The organism is Bacillus sp. SIMBA_154 (genome assembly GCF_046536015.1).
Lineage (GTDB): Bacteria > Bacillota > Bacilli > Bacillales > Bacillaceae > Bacillus > Bacillus pumilus_P.
This window is the reverse complement of sequence record NZ_JAWJBV010000002.1, coordinates 551,543-573,362: the sequence shown is the minus strand read 5'-3', so window position 1 is coordinate 573,362 and position 21,820 is coordinate 551,543. Positions and strand designations below refer to the sequence as shown.

Genomic DNA, 21,820 nt, shown 5'->3' with positions numbered 1-21,820 from the left:
CCAACTGATATATTTTATCAAAATAAGTAAAAACCCCACTTTCACTTCAAGTAAAGGTGGGGTTTGTCTACGGTCTGAGCTGTCCAGATAGTGGACAGCTTTTTTACGTTAAAGATCATCAAGCATGTCTTGGAAGGTATGCAGCTGGTTTCTTTCTGCATCTGTTGAGTTGGCAAATGCAGATGATACGGCATTTTTTGCTCGCTTGACAGCCTGTTGACGCTCTAACCCAGATGAAAATGAAGAAGTAAGGGCTTCTTCAGTAAATGATTTGGCTTGATCAAAAAGTTCGTTTCTCACAATGAACCTCCAGAAGCATCAGTCTTCATATTTCCCCGGTCCTCCGCCGCTTCTTCAAGTGTGGAACGATACGGAAAACGTGCGTCATGCAGACTGACAGAATCTTTACCTTGTTGTATAAAGCGTTTCGATTTGCTTCTTTTACCCATTCGGAATCCGCCCCTTTACACAAGCTGACAGGTCAACCTGTCTAACGGTAGTATGCCCGCTTTCTTCGGATATGTATGAATGGAAAAATTAAAGAGAGAAGTAATTCGTTAGGAATTTTGCAATCCCATCTTGTTCATTCGTATCTGTGACTTCATTTGAGACGCGTTTCACTGCATCAATCCCGTTGCCCATTGCAACGCCGCATCCAGCAAATTCAAGCATCTCTAAATCATTGTCTTCATCTCCAAATGCCACAATTCGCTCCTTAGGAACCCCGTAATAATCACTGATTTTTTGCAGTCCAACGGCTTTGTTCATGCCTGTTTTAATGATTTCAATCACGTGCCACGGAGCGGCCCATCGCCTGTGATCAATTACTTCTGCATGAACATCTGTTAAATAGCTCCGAATGGCTCCGACGTCTTCTTCTTTTGCATGAATTAAGACGCTCGTCACATTCTCTCCAAGGTTGTTTCTAAGGTCTCCGACAGTAACTTTGTTTGCATTCATATTAAATATATCAATGAGTTTTTCATCATGATAATGGAAATACAAATCATCGAGCACTTCAGCCAACACATTGTGCACTTTATACTCCTCACTGATGTCCACAAGCTGTTTAACAACTTGAAGATCAAGTGACGTGTGAAATCTGCCCCATTTTTCATCAAGAGGATGATGGACAAACGCTCCATTAAAGTTCACAATCGGTGAATCAAGCTGTAATTGCTGATAATAAGGAGAGCTGGAACGAAATGGCCGGCCTGTTGATATACATACATGATGCCCGCTGTCTTTCACTTTTTGAATGACGTCAAGCGTGTGTGTAGAAATGGTTTTATCATCTTTTAATAACGTGCCATCCAGGTCAAGTGCGATTAGATAAGGTTTAGTCTCCATAAAATCTCCTTTGATCTGTAAGTGATAGGAGGCAGTTAGTAATGGTGCCTCTTTCTATAGTGTATCTTTATCACATCTTCGTTGTCTACATGTTAAAATAAACAAAGACGGGAATGATAAAGGAGGATTCATAGGCTGTGATCACCATTGATGAGCAAATTGAACACGATATTCCATTTTTACATATCGTAAAAGCTGAAAATAAAGAAAAACCGCTACCGCTTGTATTTTTCATACACGGGTTTACAAGTGCACGTGAGCACAACTTACACTTCGCCTTTCATTTGGCCGAAAAAGGCATGAGAGTCATTTTGCCTGACTGTGCTTATCATGGTGTAAGATCAGAAAACCTCAGCTTAGAGGAACTGGCATCAAAGTTCTGGGAAATTGTTCTGAACGAAATTCGTGAAATCGACATACTCAAAACACATTTTCAAGCAAAACAATTGATTGAAGCCGATCTGATAGGCGTTGCTGGTACATCTATGGGGGGCATCACGACCTTTGGTGCACTTGCAAAGCATGATTGGATTAAAGCAGCTGTCAGCCTGATGGGCAGTCCGAAATATACGACTTTTCTACAGGCACAAATCATGGACATGCGTCACAAAGGTTTCATGAAAGACATCACGGACGAAGAGGTCAAACAGCAATTAGACGCACTCCGCCCTTATGATTTAACGCTGCAAATGGATCGATTGAACAAAAGACCGCTGTTATTCTGGCATGCGGAAAACGACCCTGTTGTCCCTTATCGCCACGCAAAAGCCCTATATGACGAGTTAGCGGCAACCCAATATAAGCAAGACCCGCACCTGATTCGTTTTATCACAGATGAACAAGCAGGCCACAAGGTCTCAAGACAAGCGATGTTTGAAACGATTGACTGGTTTGTGACGCACCTGAAAAGCACAAACGTTTAGCCAAAAGTAAAAGTACGTTATACTAGTTGAAAAAGGAGTGGATATCATGGATGAAGCATTGAAAGAAAATATTTTAGGCGCCCTAGAACAGGTGATTGACCCTGAGTTAAATGTCGACATCGTCAATCTTGGACTTGTCTATGATGTCGATCTTGATGAGAATGGAAAAGCAGATGTCACCATGACCTTAACATCAATGGGTTGTCCTTTAGCACCAGTTATCGTGGATGAAGTCAAAAAAGCATTAAGCGACCTGCCTGAAGTGAAAGAAACAGAAGTTCACATCGTATGGAATCCGCCTTGGACACGAGACAAAATGTCAAGATACGCTAAAATCGCACTTGGTATTCAATAAGCACATATGAAAAACGCCTGGTATGAGTTGAACTCGTACCAGGTTTTTTTATGAAAAATTAAGGTGGGGGAGAGAATGGCCTGATATAATGGATGTAATTTTAAAGAACGGAGTACCTATAATGAAACGAAAGTGGATATGGATCGTTCTTTTCATGGGATATGCTGCTGCATTTTTTGCATCAATCACTATACGTGAAGGTCAAGCACATAAAAGTCAAAATCTTGATGCCTTTACAGATGTCAGTCATCTCATGCCTGTCAAAATAAAAAAAGTCGTTCAAGGTAAAGAAATACAGACATTAAAAGAAGTATTAGAAGAAGCAAAAGAGAAACATCTGCCGATTTCAATTGCCGGAAAGCAGCATAGCATGGGCGGCCACACGTACTATGAAAACGGGATCGTGCTCGATATGACTAAATTCCGCCAGATTTTAGCATTTGATGAAAACAAGCAGAGCATTCGTGTCCAAAGCGGCGCTACATGGGATGATATTCAAAAATTTGTGAACCCATACGGTCTTGCTGTAAAGGTGATGCAATCGCAAAATATCTTTACGGTTGGAGGGTCATTAAGTGCAAACGCACATGGACGTGACATTCGCTATGGGTCACTCATTGACACAGTTCGGTCCTTCAGACTATTAAAAGCAGATGGAGAGATCATCACAGTCAAACCAGATGATGACTTATTCACTGCCGTCATTGGAGGATACGGCCTGTTCGGCGTCATTTTAGATGTTGAGCTTTCGTTAACGAGGGATGAATTATATAAAATGGAAACAACCTCTCTTGATTATCGTGAATACACCGCTTATTTTCAAAAGCATGTAAAAGACAATAAAGAGGTACGCATGCATCTTGCAAGAGTCTCAACAGCGAAAAAACACTTTTTGAAAGAGATGTATGTCACCAATTACACCCTCTCTTCTGATCAAGAGATAGAAACATATCGGGAGCTCAAAGAAGATCAGCTTGTCATGCCCTTAACATTTATGCTCGGCCTTTCGAGAAGATTTGATATGGGGAAAGATCTGCTATGGAATTTGCAAAAGAAATATTTCCAAAGTCAAAATGGACAGTTGATCACAAGAAACAATGTGATGCGGTCTGATTCTGCATTTTTAGAATATGAAAATGAGTCTGACACTGATGTGCTGCAAGAATATTTTGTTCCAGTTGATCGTTTTCGTGCGTATATCGATGAAATGAGAGACCTATTACAACATGAAGAGTTGAATTTAATGAATATCACGATACGCTATGTACAAAAAAATGAAAAAGCGGACCTTTCATATGCAAAACAAGAAATGTTTGCACTTGTTCTTCTTGTGAATTACGGTTTTGAGAAAGAAGAAAAGGCAGAAGCGAAGCGGATCATCCGCCAAATGACAGATGTCACCCTGCGGCACCATGGAAGCTATTACTTACCGTACATGCCTTATCAAACAAAGGCACAAATGAAACGGGCATATCCTAAAACTGATGTATTCTTTCAAAAGAAAAAGCAGGCAGATCCAGATGGCAGGTTTATCAACTATTTTTATGAAAGGTACAATACTCAATGAATGCAAAAGCAATGAAATGGTTCGTCTACTCACAAAGCCTGCTGTTTTTCGCCAGCAGTCTGATCTTCCCTTTTTACATTCTTTTTATTAAAAATGTTGGATCAAGTTATTCTCAGTTTGGTCTCGCGTATGGTCTGTTTGGTTTAAGCGGTGCGTTTATTCATTTACTCTTAGGGAAACTGCCAGAAACAACCGACAGGCGGCTCTTTTTAATCATTCATTCGTTTGGTATGGCTTTTCTTTTGCTGCTTTTTCCGCACATTACAGAAGTGGAGCAAGTGTATATGATACAGCTTGCACTAGGTGCGCTCGGTGGTTTTCAAAAGCACGGGGAGAAACTGCTCGTTACTGAACTGACAACTGAGAAGAAAAGAATGAAAGAAGTTGGGCACTATCATTTTTGGACAGCTCTTTTTTCATCTATCGCCATTATGCTGGGCGGCCTGTTTGCTGATTTCTTTACCGTTCATTTCATTTTTTATGCAAGCTCCTTATTATATTTATGCAGTGCGCTCATGGTCATCAATATGAAAAACACAAGATAAATCCGCATGTCTCACGAAGATATGTGGATTTTTTTATGAAAAAAAATGAAAGGAAATATTAAATATACAATTGAATTAATTTTTATACATGTTATAATGTTAAATAATTTCACAAAGACCAAGAGGGTGTATTGACGTTGAAAATAGGTATTATAGGTGCTACAGGGTACGGTGGTGCGGAATTGGTTCGTATCTTAAGGCACCATCCACATGTGAAGGAATGTATATTGTATTCATCAAGTGGTGATGGGCAATCATACAGTCAATCTTATCCACATCTGACAAACATTGCAGATCAAACATTAAAAGCCATTGATCCGGCTGCCATTGTGCAAGAAACAGATGCTGTGTTTTTAGCGACACCAGCAGGCGTATCAAGTGAACTTTCGCCGAAGCTCATGAATCAAGGGGTGCCAATCATTGATTTATCAGGTGACCTGCGTATTCAAGATGGAGTAACTTACGAAGCTTGGTATAAACGAAGGGCAGCGGATGAAGCATCCATCCAACAAGCTGTGTACGGTTTATCTGAACTGAATCGAGAAAAAATTGAGCAGGCTGAAGTCATTGCAAATCCCGGCTGCTTTCCTACCGCAGCTCTTCTCGGCTTAGCACCGCTGATGAAACAGAATTTAATTGATGAATCCATGATCATTATAGATGCGAAAACAGGGGTGTCCGGTGCTGGACGATCTGCCTCACTAGGAACGCATTTTTCAGAACTGAACGACAACTTTAAAATTTATAAGGTGAATGAGCATCAGCATACACCTGAAATAGAACAAGTATTGAGAGAATGGAATCCGCAAACGGCAAACATCACATTTTCAACGCATCTTGTCCCGATGACAAGAGGGATTATGGCGACGATGTATACACAATTGAAATCAGATGTCACAAAAGAAGAATTGATGAAGCGGATGAAAGGCTTTTATGAAGATTCCTATTTTGTCAGAGTGAGAGATCACGGGGTGTACCCGCAAACAAAAGAAGTATACGGCAGTAACTTCTGTGACATCGGTTTTCATTTAGATGAGCGAACAGGCAGGCTGACGATCGTGTCGGTCATAGACAATCTAATGAAAGGCGCGGCCGGTCAAGCGGTTCAAAACTTCAACATCATCAAAGGCTTACATGAAGAGGCGGGCCTCACAATGACACCTCTTTATCCATAAGAACAGGGGAGACAACAAACATGATTGAATTAAATGAAAAAAGCATTGTCAAAATAGACGGTGATGTATCATCACCAAAAGGCTTTGAAGCGAAGGGAATTCACATTGGATTACGCTATTCAAAAAAAGACCTTGGCTTGATCGTCAGTGAAGTACCAGCAGCGAGTGCAGCGGTATACACACAAAGTCACTTTCAAGCTGCGCCTCTACAAGTCACACAAAAAAGCTTAAAAAAGACAGGGCAATTAAAAGGTGTGATTGTCAATAGTGCCATCGCCAATGCATGTACCGGTGAGCAGGGATTAATAGATGCATACGACATGCAGGCAGCCTGTGCAGACATGTTAGGGGTAGCTCCTGATTACATTGCAGTTTCTTCTACTGGTGTGATTGGAGAATGTTTGGATATGGATAAAATCAAAAAAGGCATCACCCAGCTGAAAGCAGCAAAAGCAGCAAAAGGCCATTTTGAAGAGGCGATTTTAACGACAGATACGGTCATTAAAAATACAACATACACCCTTACGATAGACGGAAAAGAGATTCTCATTTCAGGCGCAGCGAAAGGCTCTGGCATGATTCATCCGAATATGGCGACAATGCTTGGCTTTGTCACAACAGATGCAAATGTCGAGCAGGAAGCCCTGCAAAATGCACTTCGTGACATTACGGATGTGACCTTTAATCAAATTACCGTCGATGGAGAAACATCGACAAACGATATGGTACTTGTGATGGCAAATGGAATGGCAGAAAATGATGCGCTGAATGAAGAGCATCCAGAATGGCCGTTGTTTAAAGAGGGCTTAAAACTAGCTTGTGAGGATTTAGCAAAAGAGATTGCAAGAGATGGAGAAGGCGCAACCAAATTAATCGAAGCGAAAGTCGCTGGCGCTAAAAACAACTTGGAAGCCGGTATCATTGCGAAAAAAATCGTTGGTTCAAGTCTTGTGAAAACAGCCGTATACGGCACAGATGCAAACTGGGGCCGGATTATCGGAGCCATCGGACATAGCGCAGCTTCCGTTACACCAGAAGAGGTTGAAGTCTATTTAGGCGGACAATGTCTGTTTAAGCATAATGAACCGCAGCCTTTCTCAGAAGAGGAAGCAAAAGCGTATCTAGAGCAGGATGAGATTACGATTTTGATTCAAATGAATGAAGGAAATGGTGAAGCGGCAGCGTGGGGCTGTGACCTTACCTATGATTACGTAAAAATTAACGCGAGCTATCGCACATAATGAAGGGGATAGACATGGATAAAACGATCGTGTTCAAGTGTGGAGGCAGTGTCATTCGAGAACTTTCAGATACCTTTTATGAAAATGTCCGCTCACTTCAAGCTGCTGGATTTAAGCTAGCTATCGTACATGGCGGAGGACCTGAAATCACCAACATGCTGCAAAAATTAGAAGTGAAAACAGAATTCGTTGATGGACAGCGTAAAACAACGAAGCCTGTGTTAGAAGTAGCCGAAATGGTTCTTTCGGGAACAGTTAATAAATACTTTGTTTCAGAGCTGGCAAAGCATGATATTTCATCTGTCGGCGTATCTGGTAAAGATGGTCAGATGCTTGTCGCTGATTTTCTCGATCAAGATGTTTATGGGTACGTTGGTGAAATCAAAGAAGTCAATCCTGAAATGGCAGAAGCATTAATGGAAAAACAATTCATACCTGTTATTGCTCCGCTATCTATGACGGAAGAATGTCAAACCTTAAATGTGAATGCCGATTTAGCAGCATCAGCTGTCGCAGGAGCCATGAAAGCCGATAAGCTCATGTTTGTCACAGATGTTGAAGGCATTTTAAAAAATGGTGAGCTGTTAGATGTCGTCACAGAACAAGAAGCCCTTACACTCATTGATGAAGGCATTATTTCCGGGGGAATGATTCCAAAAGTACAATCAGCTTTAAGTGCTTTATCAGGAGATGTGGATGAAGTCATGATCGTGAATGGCAAAGGCAGTATATTTACAGGGGAAACCTTTAAAGGAACACGAATTGTGAAACAAAAGGAGGCGGTCCTGTGAGTCATCTCTTTCAAACATATGGCCGGTGGAATGTTGAAATAAAAGAGGCTGCAGGTTCTTGGGCAGTCGATACAAATGGTAAAAAATATTTAGACTTTATTCAAGGCATTGCGGTCACGAATTTAGGTCATAATCACCCAAAGGTGCATCAAGCCATCAAGGAACAGCTGGATCACGTTTGGCATGTATCGAATCTATTTCAAAATGGACTGCAAGAAAAAGCTGCAGAAAAGCTGGCAGCAAACAGTTCAGGGGATCTCGTGTTTTTCTGCAATAGCGGGGCTGAGGCAAATGAAGGTGCTATTAAATTAGCGCGTAAAGCCACAGGGAAAACAAATATCGTGACATTTTTGGACTCTTTCCATGGGCGCACCTATGCTGGTATGGCTGCCACAGGTCAAGATAAAATCAAAATCGGTTTTGGACCTATGCTAGAAGGCTTTCACTATGTACCGTTTAATGACCCTGAAGCCATATCAGCGTGTGAAGTCGATGATGTTGCAGCGGTCATGCTGGAAGTTGTGCAAGGTGAAGGTGGAGTGAATCCTGCTACAGCAGAATTTCTAGAGGCAGTTCAAGCGTTTTGCAAAAAGCATCAAGCACTGCTCATCGTAGATGAAATTCAAACGGGCATTGGGCGCACAGGAACAGCATTTGCATACGAGCAAGCGGGACTTGATCCTGATATTATCTCAGCTGCAAAAGGTCTAGGAAATGGCTTCCCGGTCGGTGCGGTCATAGGGAAAAAAGCATTAGGAGACGCTTTCTCACCAGGTTCACACGGAACAACATTTGGAGGCAACATGCTCGCCATGGCAGCTGTGAACGCGACACTTGATGTCATATTCAAAGAAGACTTTCTTTCAGAAGTCAAAGAAAAGGGTGCTTACCTTTTAGAAAAACTGCAAGATGTCAAACAGCTGAACATCGTCAAAGAAGTACGTGGAAAAGGATTGATGGCAGGCATTGAGTGTCATCAGCCAGTAGGTGACTACATCACAGCTCTTAGAGAACAAGGTTTACTGGTGCTTCCAGCTGGTCCGAATGTCATTCGTTTATTACCTCCGCTAAATGTGGAAAAAGCAGAATTGGATCAAGCGATAGAAGCGATCATTCAAGTGTTAGCAAATGAAACGGTCACAGTTTAAATTTTTTTACACAATTACGTATAAAAATGCATTTATATAATTAATTATTCAATTTTGGGGTGACACAAGTATGAAAGGTTATTTAAATTTAGAAGATGGAGCCTCTTTTGAAGGAGATCTGACAGGAGAAGCTGGCATTACTGGTGAAGTGGTCTTTTTTACAGGCATGACAGGTTATCAAGAGGTGCTCACAGATCCTTCCTATAAAGGTCAGATCATTGTTTTCACCTATCCACTGATCGGAAATTACGGCATCAATCATGAAGATTTTGAGAGCAAAAAGCCACAAGTAAAAGCGGTGGTTGTCTATGAGGCAGCTGAGCATTTTTCTCACCATCTTGCTGCGGTAAGCTTAAAAGAGTATTTACAGAAGTGGAACATTCCGCTTCTTACACATACAGATACTCGTGCAGTCGTGCAAAACATCCGGGCAAATGGCACAATGAACGCTGTATTAAGTGTAGACGAAAACGAAACGCCGCCGGCGATGAAACAAGACAATGTAGTAGCTCAGGTCACAGAAGATGAGATCTACACACAAGGCAGCGGCGAGGAACATGTGGCGCTCATTGATTTTGGCTATAAAAAGTCAATTGCAGATTCACTTGTGGCGCGCGGCTGTAAAGTAACAGTCATTCCATATAAACAAATGGAAAAGGTGTTTGAGATCAAGCCGGATGCGATTCTTCTGTCAAACGGACCTGGAGATCCCAAAACAATGAAACCATATTTAAAGACCATTCATGACATCATGATGACCTTCCCGACACTTGGCATTTGCTTAGGTCATCAATTAATCGCTCTTGCACTGGGTGGGGATACGTATAAGCTTCCTTTTGGTCACCGCGGAGCGAACCATCCCGTACAAGATACAGAATCAAAACGTGTCTTCATGACAAGTCAAAATCACAGCTATGTTGTGAATGAAAAAAGCATGAATGACAAAGAAGTGGATGTGAAATTCCTTCACGTCAATGATGGATCTGTAGAAGGATTCATTCATAAAGAGAAGCTGATTATGTCCGTTCAATTTCATCCAGAAGCACACCCAGGACCTGCTGAAAGTGAATGGGTATTCGATGATTTTATTGAGAAAGTGAAACAAGCAAGGAGAGAAGTCGCACATGCCTAAAGATCAAAGCATACAAACCATCCTAGTCATCGGGTCTGGTCCAATCATCATTGGTCAGGCAGCAGAATTTGATTACTCAGGAACACAAGGATGTATGGCCTTAAAAGAAGAGGGCTACAAAGTCATCTTAGTGAATAACAACCCAGCAACCATTATGACAGACGAGTCATTTGCTGATGAAATCTATTTTGAACCGCTTTCAGTTGATTCAGTGACAAGAATCATTGAAAAGGAAAAACCAGATGGTCTTTTAGCCAACCTTGGCGGACAGACCGCTTTAAACCTTGCTGTCGAGTTAGAAAAAGCCGGTGTGCTGAAAAAGCATGGGGTTACACTGCTCGGAACGTCAGTTGAAACAATTGAAAACGGTGAAGATCGAGAGAAGTTCCGTGCTCTCATGAAACATTTGAACGAACCTGTGCCAGATAGTGAAATTGTGGATAATGCGAAAGATGCCCTTCAATTTGCAAAAGAAGTAGGTCTCCCAGTCATTCTTCGACCTGCGTACACACTTGGCGGTAAAGGTGGAGGAATTGCTTTAACAGAAGAGGCGTTTAAACCGCTCATTGAAGGAGCCCTTTTAGCGAGTCCGATTCATCAGTGTTTAGTAGAAAAAAGCATTGCTGGCTTTAAAGAAGTCGAATATGAGGTCATGAGAGATCGTCAAAATACGTGTATCACTGTATGTAACATGGAAAATATCGATCCAGTTGGTGTGCATACAGGAGACTCAATTGTCGTTGCACCCTCCCAAACATTAACGGATCAGGATTATCAAATGCTCCGTTCAGCGAGCCTGAAAATTATTTCAGCGCTGGACGTAGTCGGCGGTTGCAACATTCAATTTGCTCTTGATCCACTCAGTAAAGAATACTTTGTCATCGAGGTAAATCCTCGGGTCAGCCGTTCTTCAGCTCTTGCATCAAAAGCAACAGGCTATCCGATTGCAAAAATGGCTGCAAAGCTTGCGGTGGGCTATACACTAGACGAATTGAAAAACCCGCTCACAGGCACAACTTATGCTAGCTTTGAGCCGGCACTTGATTATGTCGTCGTGAAATTCCCGCGCTGGCCGTTTGATAAATTTAAACATGCAGATCGTAAATTAGGCACAAAAATGAAGGCGACTGGTGAAGTCATGGCCATTGACCGTAATTTAGAGTCTGCCATTCAAAAAGCAGTCGCCTCACTTGAAATCAAAACAAAGGGCTTTCACTTGCCAGAACTGAAAGAGCAATCGACTGAACAATTATTTGAATTAATCAAAACGCCAGACGATCGTCGTTTTTTCGCAGTCATGGAGCTTCTTTCTAGACAAGAAACGGTTGAAACGATTCATCAAATGACGAAAATCGATCTATTTTTCTTACATGTGTTCAAACATATGATTACACTCGAGCAAGAGCTGAAGAATCATAAGGGAACTCTATCCAAAGACACCTTGAAAAAGGTAAAGGAAAAGGGCTTTCTTGATGAAACGATCGCTTCTCTCACGGGAAGCAGTGAAGAGGCAATTAGACAGCTTCGCCAAGAATATGGCATTGCTGCTTCATTTAAAATTGTCGATACTTGTGCTGCGGAATTTGATGCGAAAACGAATTATTTCTATTCCACATACTTTGGGAAAAGTGATGGAGAGCATCAGGAGAAAACAAAGCAGCGTGCATTGATCATTGGCTCTGGTCCAATTCGAATTGGGCAAGGAGTCGAGTTTGATTATAGTGCAGTACATGGGGTTCTCACCTTGCAAAAGCTTGGATTTGAAACCATCATGATGAACAACAATCCAGAAACGGTAAGTACCGATTATGAGATTGCAGATCGTTTATATTTTGAACCCATTACATTAGAGCATATCTTAAACGTTGTGGAAGCGGAACAAATTGATTTCGTCATCGTCCAATTTGGCGGGCAGACAGCGATCAACGTAGCAGAGGGTTTGGAAAAAGCCGGTGTCACTTTGTTAGGTACGTCCTTTGACACACTAGATGCGCTAGAAGATCGTGATTTGTTCTATCAGCTTCTTGATGAACTGAAGCTTCCTCATGCAAAAGGAGCTACTGCTCATTCAAAAGAAGAAGCACTCGCGCATGCTGCAAGCATCGGTTACCCTGTGCTAATTCGCCCATCGTATGTCATAGGCGGAATGGGAATGATTGTTGTTCAATCTGAAGCGCAATTAACGTCACTGCTTGATCAGCCTGATCATTTGCCATATCCGATCTTAGTTGATGAATACGTCACTGGAAAAGAAGTTGAAGTGGATCTCATTTCTGACGGAAAAACAACCTTCATTCCAACGATCGTTGAGCATGTTGAGAAAGCTGGCGTGCACTCAGGTGACAGCTTTGCCATTTTACCAAGTGTCTCCATCAGCGAGGAGATCAAACAGCAGGTGTATAACGCATCTGAACAAATAGCGGAGAAATTAGCATTCAAGGGCATTATGAATATCCAATTTGTGATCAAAGGCGGTCAGGCACTTGTATTAGAGGTGAATCCTCGGGCAAGCCGGACTGTCCCAGTAGTCAGTAAGGTAATGGGCATTGAAATGATTCCGCTGGCAACACAGTTATTAGCTGGTGCGACGCTTGAAGAACTGAACCCTTCAACGAAAAACAAAGGGGGAACAGCTGTCAAATTCCCAGTTTTCTCATCACATGCCATTCAAGATATCGATTTAAAACTGACACCAGAAATGAAAGCGACAGGTGAAGGAATGTGTGTAGGCAAAAACGTCGAAAGCGCCTTGAAAAAAGTGTTTGCGTCCATCTGGCGTCAGAAAGGAAGTCTCTTTATACAGGGTAGTGAACTGTTAATAGATGAAGCGAAACATGCAGGCTTTGATGTCTGGACTGGCAGCTTTGAATCTTGGCTGCAACAAGGCGATAAATCTCTTCACATTCATTTAGGGGAAGATGAAGAGGCAAAAGAGCAGCGTGTAAAAGCTCTCACACATGGTGTTCAAGTACTAACCGAATATGAAACAGCTCAAGCATTCCTGCAAGGGAAAGAGGGAGATGTGTCGCCCGTATCTCTCCATGAATTATATAAAAAGGAAGTGACGGCATGAATCAAGTAGACGTGCAACCAGCATTATACGGAAAAGACTTTTTATCGTTAAAGGATTTCTCTATCCAAGACATTGCGTACTTAATTGAAAAAGCGGAAGAAATGAAACAAAATCCATATCAGGATTTATTCAAAGGGAAAACGTTAGCGATGATCTTTGAAAAATCCTCTACTAGAACTCGTGTATCGTTTGAAGCGGGAATGACGCAGCTAGGAGGGCACGCGCTCTTCCTCAGCTCAAATGATTTGCAAATTGGCAGAGGAGAAACGATTAGTGATACCGCCCAGGTGCTGTCTGGCTATGTAGATGGCATTATGATTCGGACCTTTGAACATGAGAAGGTAGAGGAGCTTGCAAAATACGCGTCCATTCCAGTCATCAACGGACTGACGGACTACTCCCATCCATGTCAGGCGCTTGCTGATTTATTGACGGTGAAAGAAGCAAAAGGGACATTAAAAGGCGTCAAAGTGGCGTATATCGGAGATGGAAATAACGTGGCTCACTCCTTGATGGTCGGCTGTGCGCAGCTAGGCTGTGACATTGCGGTCGCATCCCCAAAAGGCTATGAACCACTCCAAGACGTGACAGATACTGCACGTGAGTTTGCAAAACAATCAGGCGCAGAAGTGATTGTTACGACAGACCCTGTAGCAGCTGTTCAAGATGCTGATGTCATTTATTCAGATGTGTTTACAAGCATGGGGCAGGAGGCGGAAACAGAGAAGCGTCTAGCTGAATTTAAAGAATATCAAGTCAATGATGAACTGATGCGTCATGCAGCAAAGGACTATATCTTCCTTCATTGTCTGCCTGCACACCGCGGAGAAGAAGTAACAGCAGACATTATTGACGGGCCGCACTCAAGAGTATTTCAGCAGGCAGAAAATCGCCTTCATGTGCAAAAAGCGTTAATCAAAGAGCTCATGTATCAACAAACCAAATAAACCTAAATGTGTCCCTGACTCGTATGAGCAGGGACTTTTTGCATATTGGATTGGAGAGGCAATGGAAGGGACATAATAACATCAATCGAGAAAGGAGGATGGAAAATGGGTCAGAAGCATCAGTTTAAATCTGGGAATAAAGCACCTAATAATGGTGTCTATATCGAAATCGGTGAAACCGGAAGTATGGTGAAAGATCCTTTAAAGATTAAGCTCAAAGCAGGCGACGTCTTTCCGGATAACTCGAACCATAACCGTGTTTGGACCTACCAAAGAAAGCCGTAAGCAATTGACTAAGAGTCCATGTGAATAAGTCTTTAGAGGCATGTGTCATGCCTCTTTTTTCTTTATAATAAAAAACAATTAAGTTCAAATTTTCAAATAAATAGTATAAAAAAAAGAGAATGTAAGGTAAAATATGTAATTATTAATAGAGATGTTGAAAGGATTTGTGTGATGGAAAAGACGAATCTCAGTGAAAGTGTTTGGAATAAACGCTTCACCTCATTATTCATATCAAGACTCATTAAAAATAGTGGAGAAAGTTTTGCTTTTACATCCGTTCTTTGGCTATTGATTTTAAGAGGGGATGGAGCGCTCGGTACAGGACTTCTTCTAGCAGTTACAGTTCTTCCTTCATCATTGTTAGCCCCAATACTAGGACCTCTTATGAAAAAGCACCATTTGTCTAAATGGATGTTCGCTTCAGACGTCGTTCGAGCAACAATTGTACTCATTATTCCACTACTGCACTTTTCGCATCTATTGCCCCTATGGTTATTGATCTCATTAATGGTGATTCAATCGGCAACAGGTGCAGCATATAACCCAGCTTCTGTGGCCATCTTACCGCAGATTGTTCCAAAGCATCTCATTCAAAAAGCAAATGCGATCCTGCAATCTTCTTTTGAAATTGTCGCACTTGCAGCAGTGATGGTAGCTGGTCTCTTGGTCAAATTAATTGGACCTGCAGATACACTGCTGATCACAACTGCCTTATTTATCATATCTGGCCTGTTTATTATTGGCGTCAAACTAAAGAAGACAGACGAAGAAAAAGCAGCAGGCATTAAACAAGCAAAGAATACATATCTGTATAACTTAAAAAGAGGCTTCCTTGTTGTCAAAAATCATCACATTTTATTTGCACTGACGCTGTATTGTATTTTAATGAATGTCGCAGCTGCCCCGTGGCAGGCACTATCCGCTGTATACGTAGCAGAAGCGCTGCAAAGTGATTCAATGGTGTATTCCATTTTAAGAGGCGTTGCCGCAGTGGGCGCATTTATGATGGGCTTTGCGCTGGCAAAGGTGAAAATTAAAAGATTTGGTTTGTTCTTTATTGTCGCTGGAATGATTGAAGGGGCAGCGTTCTTTATCACAGGGATGAGCACATGGCTGCCGGTCGTTCTGCTTGCTTCCTTTATTTTTGGCGCCGCCGTCAGTGCGATTAATGTACCGGAAATGGTCATTATTCAAACATCAGTTGACCAGGAGGATCAGCCGCAAGTATATGCTGTGATCAATGCATCATCAAATGTCTTTCTCCCGCTTGCAGCAGTCGTATCGGGTGTCCTGGCAGAAAGATTTGGAGCGGGACTTGTCATTGCTGGCGGAGGAGTGCTTGAAATTTTATCAGGCATCGCGATCTTCCTGTTTACAGGGCTTGCGAAAAGCCATTTGACAGCAGACAAACAGAACGCTGAAACGGTTGAGATGTAAACCAATAAAAAACCCCCTGTATTCAAGACAGGGGGTTTTAGACTGTTGACAAAGGGCTAAAATCATCATTTTAGCTCTTTGTCAGCAACTTACGTATTAAGAGTGTTTTGTTGAACTTTCCGTTTCTTTCATTGGACTTACTTCAGCAAAGATGAATAAAATAACCGTAAACACAATGGCAAGAATGGAAGTCAAAGTAAAATCATAAGCAGCTCCATTCATTGATGCAACGATGTAACCAGCCATATGTGTCAGCAGAAAAGTCCAAATGAGGGTGATAATATAATGCATAATCCCACCGTCCTTTATGTAACAATCTATTGATTATCATACCATAGATACGAGTTAAGGGAAAAGACTGTTTTCCGCCTTTATGTGACCATTTTTAGACCTTCTGCTATAAAAATGAAAAGAATTCTTCTGTCTTTAGGGGATTTCCCTATTCCTACAAGAGTTGTTGTTCATATCATAGAAAGCAGAATCACTGAAAGGAGGCTGGCCATATGGGTGTAAGCGAACGTTTTTTTCAGCTTGGTTCCCAGTGGAACGTCATTCACCTTCCTCAAAAACCAAATGGCTTTGGCATTCTTATCCTCGGTGACCGAAATCACTTTGTGCAGGAAAATACATCATTCTGGCTTCAGCATTATGGAAGAAACCAGCTTTTAACTGCCTTAAAGGATGAAGGATATACATTGTTTAATAGTCATCTTCATGGGAATCACTGGGGATGCGAAGATGCTGTTTTTAGTGCAAAGCAGCTCGTTCATCACACATTAAAACAGGAAATATTAAACCGGGAAATTCATGTGCTGGCGGAAGGGATGGGGTCACTTGTCGCCATGAGCCTTGCCGAAGAGATGCCAGAAGTGCTAAGGTCCATTGCGATGGTGAATCCATGTTTGCATCTGCATGCACAAAGAGAAAGAGAAAAGGAACACAAATTCTTTTACAAACAGCTGATCAAAGAGTTAGCGCAGAGCTATGGCTGCTCTGAAAAGGAAGCTGAAACGTATCCACTGCCTTCTTGCCCCGTTCATTCAGCTCATGTACCGATTCACATATGGCAAAGACTAAGCGGCGCACCATATTCATATGAACTTCACGCAAAGCCTTTTATCGATCAGCATATGATGAATTCAGAACATTGTCAGGTCGATCTCACCTTGCATATGTTTGATCATCCAAGAAGAATCTTTCAGTCCATTCACAAGTTTTATAAATCGCATGAAAGAGAATTGTAATGAATAGGATGATAACAGCCCTTCATGGAAAGGGCTCTTCTTTTTATTCGATATGCTAAAAAAGGGGACATGAACATGGAAACAGGACTGATCATAGGTGCAGATGAATTTTTTGGCCTGACACTTTGTGAATATATGATAAAAGAGGGCATTCAAGTGGATATCACGTGTCCTCAAGAGTATACAGAAAAACAAAAGATGCTATTAGAAGAGCGGATGATGTGGCTCGGCCGGAATGACCTCGTCTGTGTCATTGACCTTCAGGATGGCAAAGAGACGTATGATCTGATCTTTATTCAATCAGAGGAACCACATGAAAGAGAGACAGACATCAAAGCGAAACATGGCATGTACCGGATACTGTTCGAAGAACCCGAAGACAAACTGTCCAAACAGAATGTGCCAGCTGTTATTCTTCCTCGCATGTTTGGACCATGGACACTCGATGAAGAAAGAAGAACAAAGAATGACCACTCAGTTTTTGTAGAAGATGTCGCAAAGGAACTTTTGAAGTGGGCGTCGAGCACCAACCAAAGACAGGATATGACGCATCAATTGAAGGTAGAAAGCCAAACAGATGACAAACAAGCAGAAGAAATGATCGCAGATTGGAAAAGACAAAACTCAACATTTTTCGACAAAAAGCAAGAATGATCTTCCATCTTATCTTTTTTCAGTATAAAATAAACCTATATTTAACATACAGGTTCATGCCTGCATGTTGCAAAGGGAGTTGAACATGGCATGAAGTACCAACGGCTTGTCATGATCTTTTCGTTCCTTCTCCTATTATCTGCCTGCTCGCAGGCGCCTTTAAAAGGACATATTGAGAAGGTGGGTTTACTCGTCCCCGATACGATCAATGATCAAGTTTGGGGAACGAAAGGTTATAAAGGCTTACTAAGTATTCAATCGACATTTGGTGTAGATGTTTATTATAAGGAAGGAATGGTCGACAAGGAGAAAATCGTTGATGCCATTGAAGAATTCCATAAAAAAGGAGTCAATTTGATCATTGGCCATGGCAATGAATACAGCGAAATTTTTAACTTGATCAGTGAAGATTATCCCAAAACACAATTTATTACGGTCAATGGATCCAAGCCTCAGGCAGACAATGTCACAAACGTGACGTTTAAAGGAGAAGCCATGGGCTTTTTCGGAGGCATGACAGCAGCGCATATGTCAAAAACCAAAAAGATTGGTATTCTTGCTACATACGATTGGCAAAGCGAAGTAGACGGCTTTATCAAAGGCGCAAAATATCAAGATGAACATGTGCAAGTGCTAGCGGAATTTGTCGAAAACTGGGACGATGCTGACAAAGCTGTGGATCTGTATCAAAAATTGAAAAAACAAGGCGTAGATGTTGTGTATCCAGCAGGTGATGGTTATAATATCCCTGTCATTGAACAAATCAAAGCCGATAATTTATCAGCTATCGGGTATGTCACCGATCAATCCAACCTCGGAAGTCATACCGTCTTAACGAGCACAGTACAGCATGTCGATAAAGCGTATAGTATCATTGCGAAGAAGTTTAATGAAGGCAAGCTAAACGAACAAGATGAGTACTCCTTTGACTTTAAAGAAGGAGTGATCGAAATGGGGAAATTTAGCTCAACCATTGACCGCGCTTTTGTGAAAGACATTGAGAGTGATATTGCGTATTACAAAAAAACAGGCAAACTGCCAAATGAAAAGTGAGGACATTGAACATGCAGCACGAAAAATCGATGGAGTTTTTACAAATTGCCATGAAGTATTTCCCGCAGGCAAAAGAAGAATTAGATAAAGCGGGGATTCAGCTTGAGCCTGAAGCTCTTCAGCCGCTTCTATCATTATTTACATCGGTCATGCAAGAGGCGTATGAGCTTGGAAAAGCAGATGCAGAATCAGAAAAAGCCACACAATAGTGGCTTTTTTTTATGATAATTTTTTCTTGAAGGCACTAATCATAGGGCCAACATCTTTAAACACAGGCTTCAGCTCGTCGATCGAGTTCATAATGTTCCCGATCTGATTCATGACATGCATATAGTCGATTGAGTCATCATTTGATGATGTATCCGCACGTTCCTCCTTTGCTTCTGTCTTGCTTTTCTCCTTTTCAAGTGGCTGACCAAACATCATTGCCGAGAAAATATCCTTTTGCGCCATATCACATGTTCCTTTCTACTATTGGTATATCATTAATCTATGAAAAAAGTGAGAGGAAAGGTTAGACGTTTGTATTGCCAAGGAGAAAAAAATAAGGTAAAATTAGTACCAGATACTAATATAAGATCACAATATCACATGCTCGTATGAGTAAAAGGAGTCTTATTCAATGAATGCTGGAATTATTGGCCTTGGCCGCTATATACCTGAAAAAGTATTAACAAATCATGATTTAGAAAAAATGGTTGAAACTTCTGACGAGTGGATTCGTACTAGAACAGGTATAGAAGAAAGAAGAATTGCATCTGATGATGTCAATACATCACATATGGCGCTTGCTGCTGCAAAAAAAGCATTAGCTGACGCAGATGTGGCTGCAGAAGATATTGATATGATTCTTGTGGCGACAGTCACGCCAGATCAAGCATTTCCGACAGTCGCTTGTATGATTCAAGAACAGCTCGGTGCACATAAAGCATGTGCAATGGATATTAGTGCTGCTTGTGCTGGCTTTATGTATGGGCTTGTTACTGGAAAACAATTTATCGAATCAGGAACTTTCAAGCACGTGCTTGTCGTTGGCGTTGAAAAGCTTTCTCGTATTACCGACTGGGATGACCGCAATACAGCTGTTTTGTTTGGAGATGGAGCAGGTGCTGCTGTGTTAGGATCAGTCAGCGAAGGTAAAGGAATTCTATCATTTGAGCTTGGAGCCGATGGAACCGGCGGGAAGCACTTGTACTTAGATGAAAAAGATCATACAATCATGAATGGACGAGAAGTATTTAAATTTGCTGTAAGACAAATGGGCGAGTCAAGTGTAAACGTCATCGAAAAAGCTGGACTATCGAAAGAAGACGTTGATTTCTTGATCCCGCATCAAGCAAATATTCGCATTATGGAAGCAGCACGCGAACGCTTAGAACTGCCAGTCGAAAAAATGTCGAAGACTGTCCATAAATATGGAAACACATCAGCAGCATCCATTCCAATTTCACTATGTGAAGAAATCGAAGCCGGAAAAATTCATGACGGTGATGTGATTGTAATGGTTGGTTTTGGTGGCGGATTAACGTGGGGCGCAATCGCTATGCGATGGGGCCGATAAAAGAGTGAGGTGCACAAATTAATGGATAAAAAGCGAGTAGTTGTTACAGGATTAGGTGCTTTGACACCTCTTGGCAACGATGTAGAGTCAACATGGAAAAATGCTGTAGCAGGTGTATCAGGTGTTGGACCGATCACACGTGTCGATTCAAGTGAATATACCGCAAAAGTAGCTGCAGAACTAAAAGATTTTAACATCGAAGATTACATGGAGAAAAAAGAAGCGAGAAAAATGGCGCGCTTCACTCAATATGCAGTTGTTGCTGCTCAAAAGGCTTTAGAAGATTCACGCCTTGAAATCACAGATGAAATCGCACCGCGTGTTGGTGTATGGGTTGGGTCTGGTATTGGCGGACTTGAAACATTTGAAGAGCAGTTTGAAGTGTATTCAAATAAAGGGGCAAGACGTGTAAGCCCATTCTTTGTCCCAATGATGATTCCAGATATGGCGACAGGACAAATTTCAATTGCACTTGGCGCAAAAGGAGTTAACTCTTGTACAGTCACAGCATGTGCAACAGGTACAAACTCAATTGGTGATGCATTTAAAGTCATTCAGCGCGGAGATGCTGATGCCATGATCACAGGCGGAACAGAAGCGCCGTTAACAAAAATGTCGTTTGCAGGTTTCTGTGCGAACAAAGCCCTTTCGACAAATCCTGATCCAGACACAGCAAGCCGTCCATTTGATAAAAACCGTGACGGATTTGTCATGGGTGAGGGCGCTGGGGTTATTATTCTTGAAGAACTAGAGCATGCGTTAAAACGTGGTGCGACCATTTATGCAGAAATCGTTGGATACGGTTCGACTGGTGATGCATACCATATTACAGCTCCTGCTCCAAACGGAGAAGGCGGCGTCCGCGCGATGAAAGAAGCGATTCGAGATGCAGGTTTGACTGTGGAAGAAATTGATTATATCAATGCCCACGGAACAAGCACACCTTACAATGATAAATTTGAAACAATGGCCATTAAAGAAGTGTTCGGAGAGCATGCAAATCAGCTTGCGATCAGTTCGACAAAATCAATGACAGGTCACTTACTTGGCGCAGCAGGCGGAGTAGAAGCGATTTTCTCTGTTCTTGCGATTAAAGACAGCGTCATTCCTCCAACGATTAACCTTGAAACACCGGATGAAGAATGTGACCTTGACTATGTAGCAAATGAAGCACGTTCAAAAGAAGTTCAAGTTGCTTTGAGTAACTCACTCGGTTTTGGCGGGCATAATGCGACAATTATCTTCAAAAAATACGAAGCGTAATACTTCCTGAGCAGGCGGCGATCAATAAACAGATCGCCGCCTTTTTGCATATGATGAAAATGGAGGTGTTAAACGG

General features: G+C 41.8%; 24 protein-coding genes. 19 read left to right on the top strand and 5 right to left on the bottom strand.

Going from position 1 to position 21,820, the window contains the following annotated elements; all coding sequences use genetic code 11:
• Positions 1-108 precede the first annotated feature (108 nt).
• The 3 genes from R0K30_RS06420 to R0K30_RS06410 all read right to left on the bottom strand — a co-directional run bounded on the left by R0K30_RS06420 (position 109) and on the right by R0K30_RS06410 (position 1,350).
• Positions 109-300, bottom strand: a complete 192-nt coding sequence (locus R0K30_RS06420; RefSeq protein ID WP_099728293.1) for a DUF3813 domain-containing protein — start codon at positions 298-300, stop codon at positions 109-111.
• Positions 297-449 (bottom strand): hypothetical protein, encoded by a 153-nt coding sequence (locus R0K30_RS06415; RefSeq protein WP_008348539.1) that lies wholly within the window; start codon positions 447-449, stop codon positions 297-299. The genes R0K30_RS06420 and R0K30_RS06415 overlap by 4 nt, the downstream gene beginning before the upstream one ends.
• An 88-nt stretch (positions 450-537) precedes the next feature.
• On the bottom strand, positions 538-1,350 hold the full coding sequence (locus R0K30_RS06410) for a Cof-type HAD-IIB family hydrolase (protein ID WP_410609655.1): 813 nt from the start codon (positions 1,348-1,350) through the stop codon (positions 538-540).
• 137 nt (positions 1,351-1,487) lie between these two features.
• On the opposite strand from R0K30_RS06410, the gene R0K30_RS06405 reads away from it, so the two are divergent.
• The 13 genes from R0K30_RS06405 to R0K30_RS06345 all read left to right on the top strand — a co-directional run bounded on the left by R0K30_RS06405 (position 1,488) and on the right by R0K30_RS06345 (position 15,969).
• Complete coding sequence (locus R0K30_RS06405) at positions 1,488-2,273, top strand: alpha/beta fold hydrolase (protein ID WP_256499454.1); 786 nt, start codon at positions 1,488-1,490, stop codon at positions 2,271-2,273.
• A 46-nt stretch (positions 2,274-2,319) separates the two neighbouring features.
• Positions 2,320-2,628, top strand: coding sequence for a metal-sulfur cluster assembly factor (locus R0K30_RS06400; RefSeq protein ID WP_034322974.1), 309 nt, complete (start codon positions 2,320-2,322; stop codon positions 2,626-2,628).
• Between the two features lie 121 nt (positions 2,629-2,749).
• Positions 2,750-4,195 (top strand): FAD-binding oxidoreductase, encoded by a 1,446-nt coding sequence (locus tag R0K30_RS06395; RefSeq protein WP_410609652.1) that lies wholly within the window; start codon positions 2,750-2,752, stop codon positions 4,193-4,195.
• Positions 4,192-4,740, top strand: coding sequence for an MFS transporter (locus tag R0K30_RS06390; RefSeq protein WP_256499455.1), 549 nt, complete (start codon positions 4,192-4,194; stop codon positions 4,738-4,740). The genes R0K30_RS06395 and R0K30_RS06390 overlap by 4 nt, the downstream gene beginning before the upstream one ends.
• Positions 4,741-4,877: 137 nt before the next feature.
• The gene (argC, locus tag R0K30_RS06385) at positions 4,878-5,915 is read left to right on the top strand and encodes an N-acetyl-gamma-glutamyl-phosphate reductase (RefSeq protein WP_410609649.1); all 1,038 of its coding nucleotides are present in this window, start codon (positions 4,878-4,880) and stop codon (positions 5,913-5,915) included.
• 20 nt (positions 5,916-5,935) lie between these two features.
• Positions 5,936-7,156 carry a bifunctional ornithine acetyltransferase/N-acetylglutamate synthase gene (gene argJ / locus R0K30_RS06380; RefSeq protein ID WP_410609647.1) on the top strand — a complete coding sequence of 407 codons (1,221 nt, stop codon included), beginning with the start codon at positions 5,936-5,938 and terminating at the stop codon, positions 7,154-7,156.
• Positions 7,157-7,170: 14 nt separating this feature from the next.
• Positions 7,171-7,947 carry an acetylglutamate kinase gene (argB, locus tag R0K30_RS06375; protein ID WP_099728287.1) on the top strand — a complete coding sequence of 259 codons (777 nt, stop codon included), beginning with the start codon at positions 7,171-7,173 and terminating at the stop codon, positions 7,945-7,947.
• Positions 7,944-9,095 (top strand): acetylornithine transaminase, encoded by a 1,152-nt coding sequence (argD, locus tag R0K30_RS06370; RefSeq protein ID WP_410609645.1) that lies wholly within the window; start codon positions 7,944-7,946, stop codon positions 9,093-9,095. Before argB ends, argD begins: the two co-directional genes overlap by 4 nt.
• Before the next feature lie 70 nt (positions 9,096-9,165).
• A complete protein-coding gene (locus R0K30_RS06365; protein WP_230030914.1) occupies positions 9,166-10,227 on the top strand; it encodes a carbamoyl phosphate synthase small subunit in 1,062 nt (353 codons plus the stop codon).
• Positions 10,220-13,300: a carbamoyl-phosphate synthase (glutamine-hydrolyzing) large subunit gene (gene carB, locus R0K30_RS06360; RefSeq protein WP_410609643.1), complete on the top strand. Its 3,081-nt coding sequence runs from the start codon at positions 10,220-10,222 to the stop codon at positions 13,298-13,300. Before R0K30_RS06365 ends, carB begins: the two co-directional genes overlap by 8 nt.
• Positions 13,297-14,247, top strand: coding sequence for an ornithine carbamoyltransferase (argF, locus tag R0K30_RS06355; RefSeq protein WP_099728283.1), 951 nt, complete (start codon positions 13,297-13,299; stop codon positions 14,245-14,247). Before carB ends, argF begins: the two co-directional genes overlap by 4 nt.
• Positions 14,248-14,352: 105 nt before the next feature.
• Complete coding sequence (locus R0K30_RS06350; RefSeq protein ID WP_041110112.1) at positions 14,353-14,532, top strand: YjzC family protein; 180 nt, start codon at positions 14,353-14,355, stop codon at positions 14,530-14,532.
• Between the two features lie 171 nt (positions 14,533-14,703).
• Positions 14,704-15,969, top strand: a complete 1,266-nt coding sequence (locus R0K30_RS06345; RefSeq protein ID WP_099728282.1) for an MFS transporter — start codon at positions 14,704-14,706, stop codon at positions 15,967-15,969.
• A 96-nt stretch (positions 15,970-16,065) separates the two neighbouring features.
• On the opposite strand, the gene R0K30_RS06340 is transcribed toward R0K30_RS06345, so the two are convergent.
• The gene (locus tag R0K30_RS06340; protein WP_034322948.1) at positions 16,066-16,260 is read right to left on the bottom strand and encodes a YjzD family protein; all 195 of its coding nucleotides are present in this window, start codon (positions 16,258-16,260) and stop codon (positions 16,066-16,068) included.
• Between the two features lie 212 nt (positions 16,261-16,472).
• Between R0K30_RS06340 and R0K30_RS06335 the strand changes: the two genes are divergently transcribed.
• From R0K30_RS06335 to R0K30_RS06320, 4 genes are all read left to right on the top strand, one after another.
• Entirely contained in the window at positions 16,473-17,213 is a 741-nt protein-coding gene (locus R0K30_RS06335; RefSeq protein WP_099728281.1) for a hypothetical protein, read from the top strand.
• Between the two features lie 75 nt (positions 17,214-17,288).
• Positions 17,289-17,867, top strand: coding sequence for a nad binding enzyme (locus R0K30_RS06330; protein ID WP_099728280.1), 579 nt, complete (start codon positions 17,289-17,291; stop codon positions 17,865-17,867).
• A gap of 90 nt (positions 17,868-17,957) precedes the next feature.
• Entirely contained in the window at positions 17,958-18,920 is a 963-nt protein-coding gene (locus R0K30_RS06325) for a BMP family ABC transporter substrate-binding protein (RefSeq protein ID WP_099728279.1), read from the top strand.
• Between the two features lie 11 nt (positions 18,921-18,931).
• Positions 18,932-19,129 (top strand): ComZ family protein, encoded by a 198-nt coding sequence (locus R0K30_RS06320; protein WP_099728278.1) that lies wholly within the window; start codon positions 18,932-18,934, stop codon positions 19,127-19,129.
• Between the two features lie 10 nt (positions 19,130-19,139).
• On the opposite strand, the gene R0K30_RS06315 is transcribed toward R0K30_RS06320, so the two are convergent.
• Positions 19,140-19,373, bottom strand: a complete 234-nt coding sequence (locus R0K30_RS06315) for a hypothetical protein (protein WP_099728277.1) — start codon at positions 19,371-19,373, stop codon at positions 19,140-19,142.
• A 169-nt stretch (positions 19,374-19,542) separates the two neighbouring features.
• Between R0K30_RS06315 and R0K30_RS06310 the strand changes: the two genes are divergently transcribed.
• On the top strand, positions 19,543-20,481 hold the full coding sequence (locus R0K30_RS06310; RefSeq protein ID WP_099728276.1) for a beta-ketoacyl-ACP synthase III: 939 nt from the start codon (positions 19,543-19,545) through the stop codon (positions 20,479-20,481).
• Between the two features lie 21 nt (positions 20,482-20,502).
• The gene (gene fabF, locus R0K30_RS06305; RefSeq protein ID WP_099728275.1) at positions 20,503-21,744 is read left to right on the top strand and encodes a beta-ketoacyl-ACP synthase II; all 1,242 of its coding nucleotides are present in this window, start codon (positions 20,503-20,505) and stop codon (positions 21,742-21,744) included.
• Positions 21,745-21,820 lie beyond the last annotated feature (76 nt).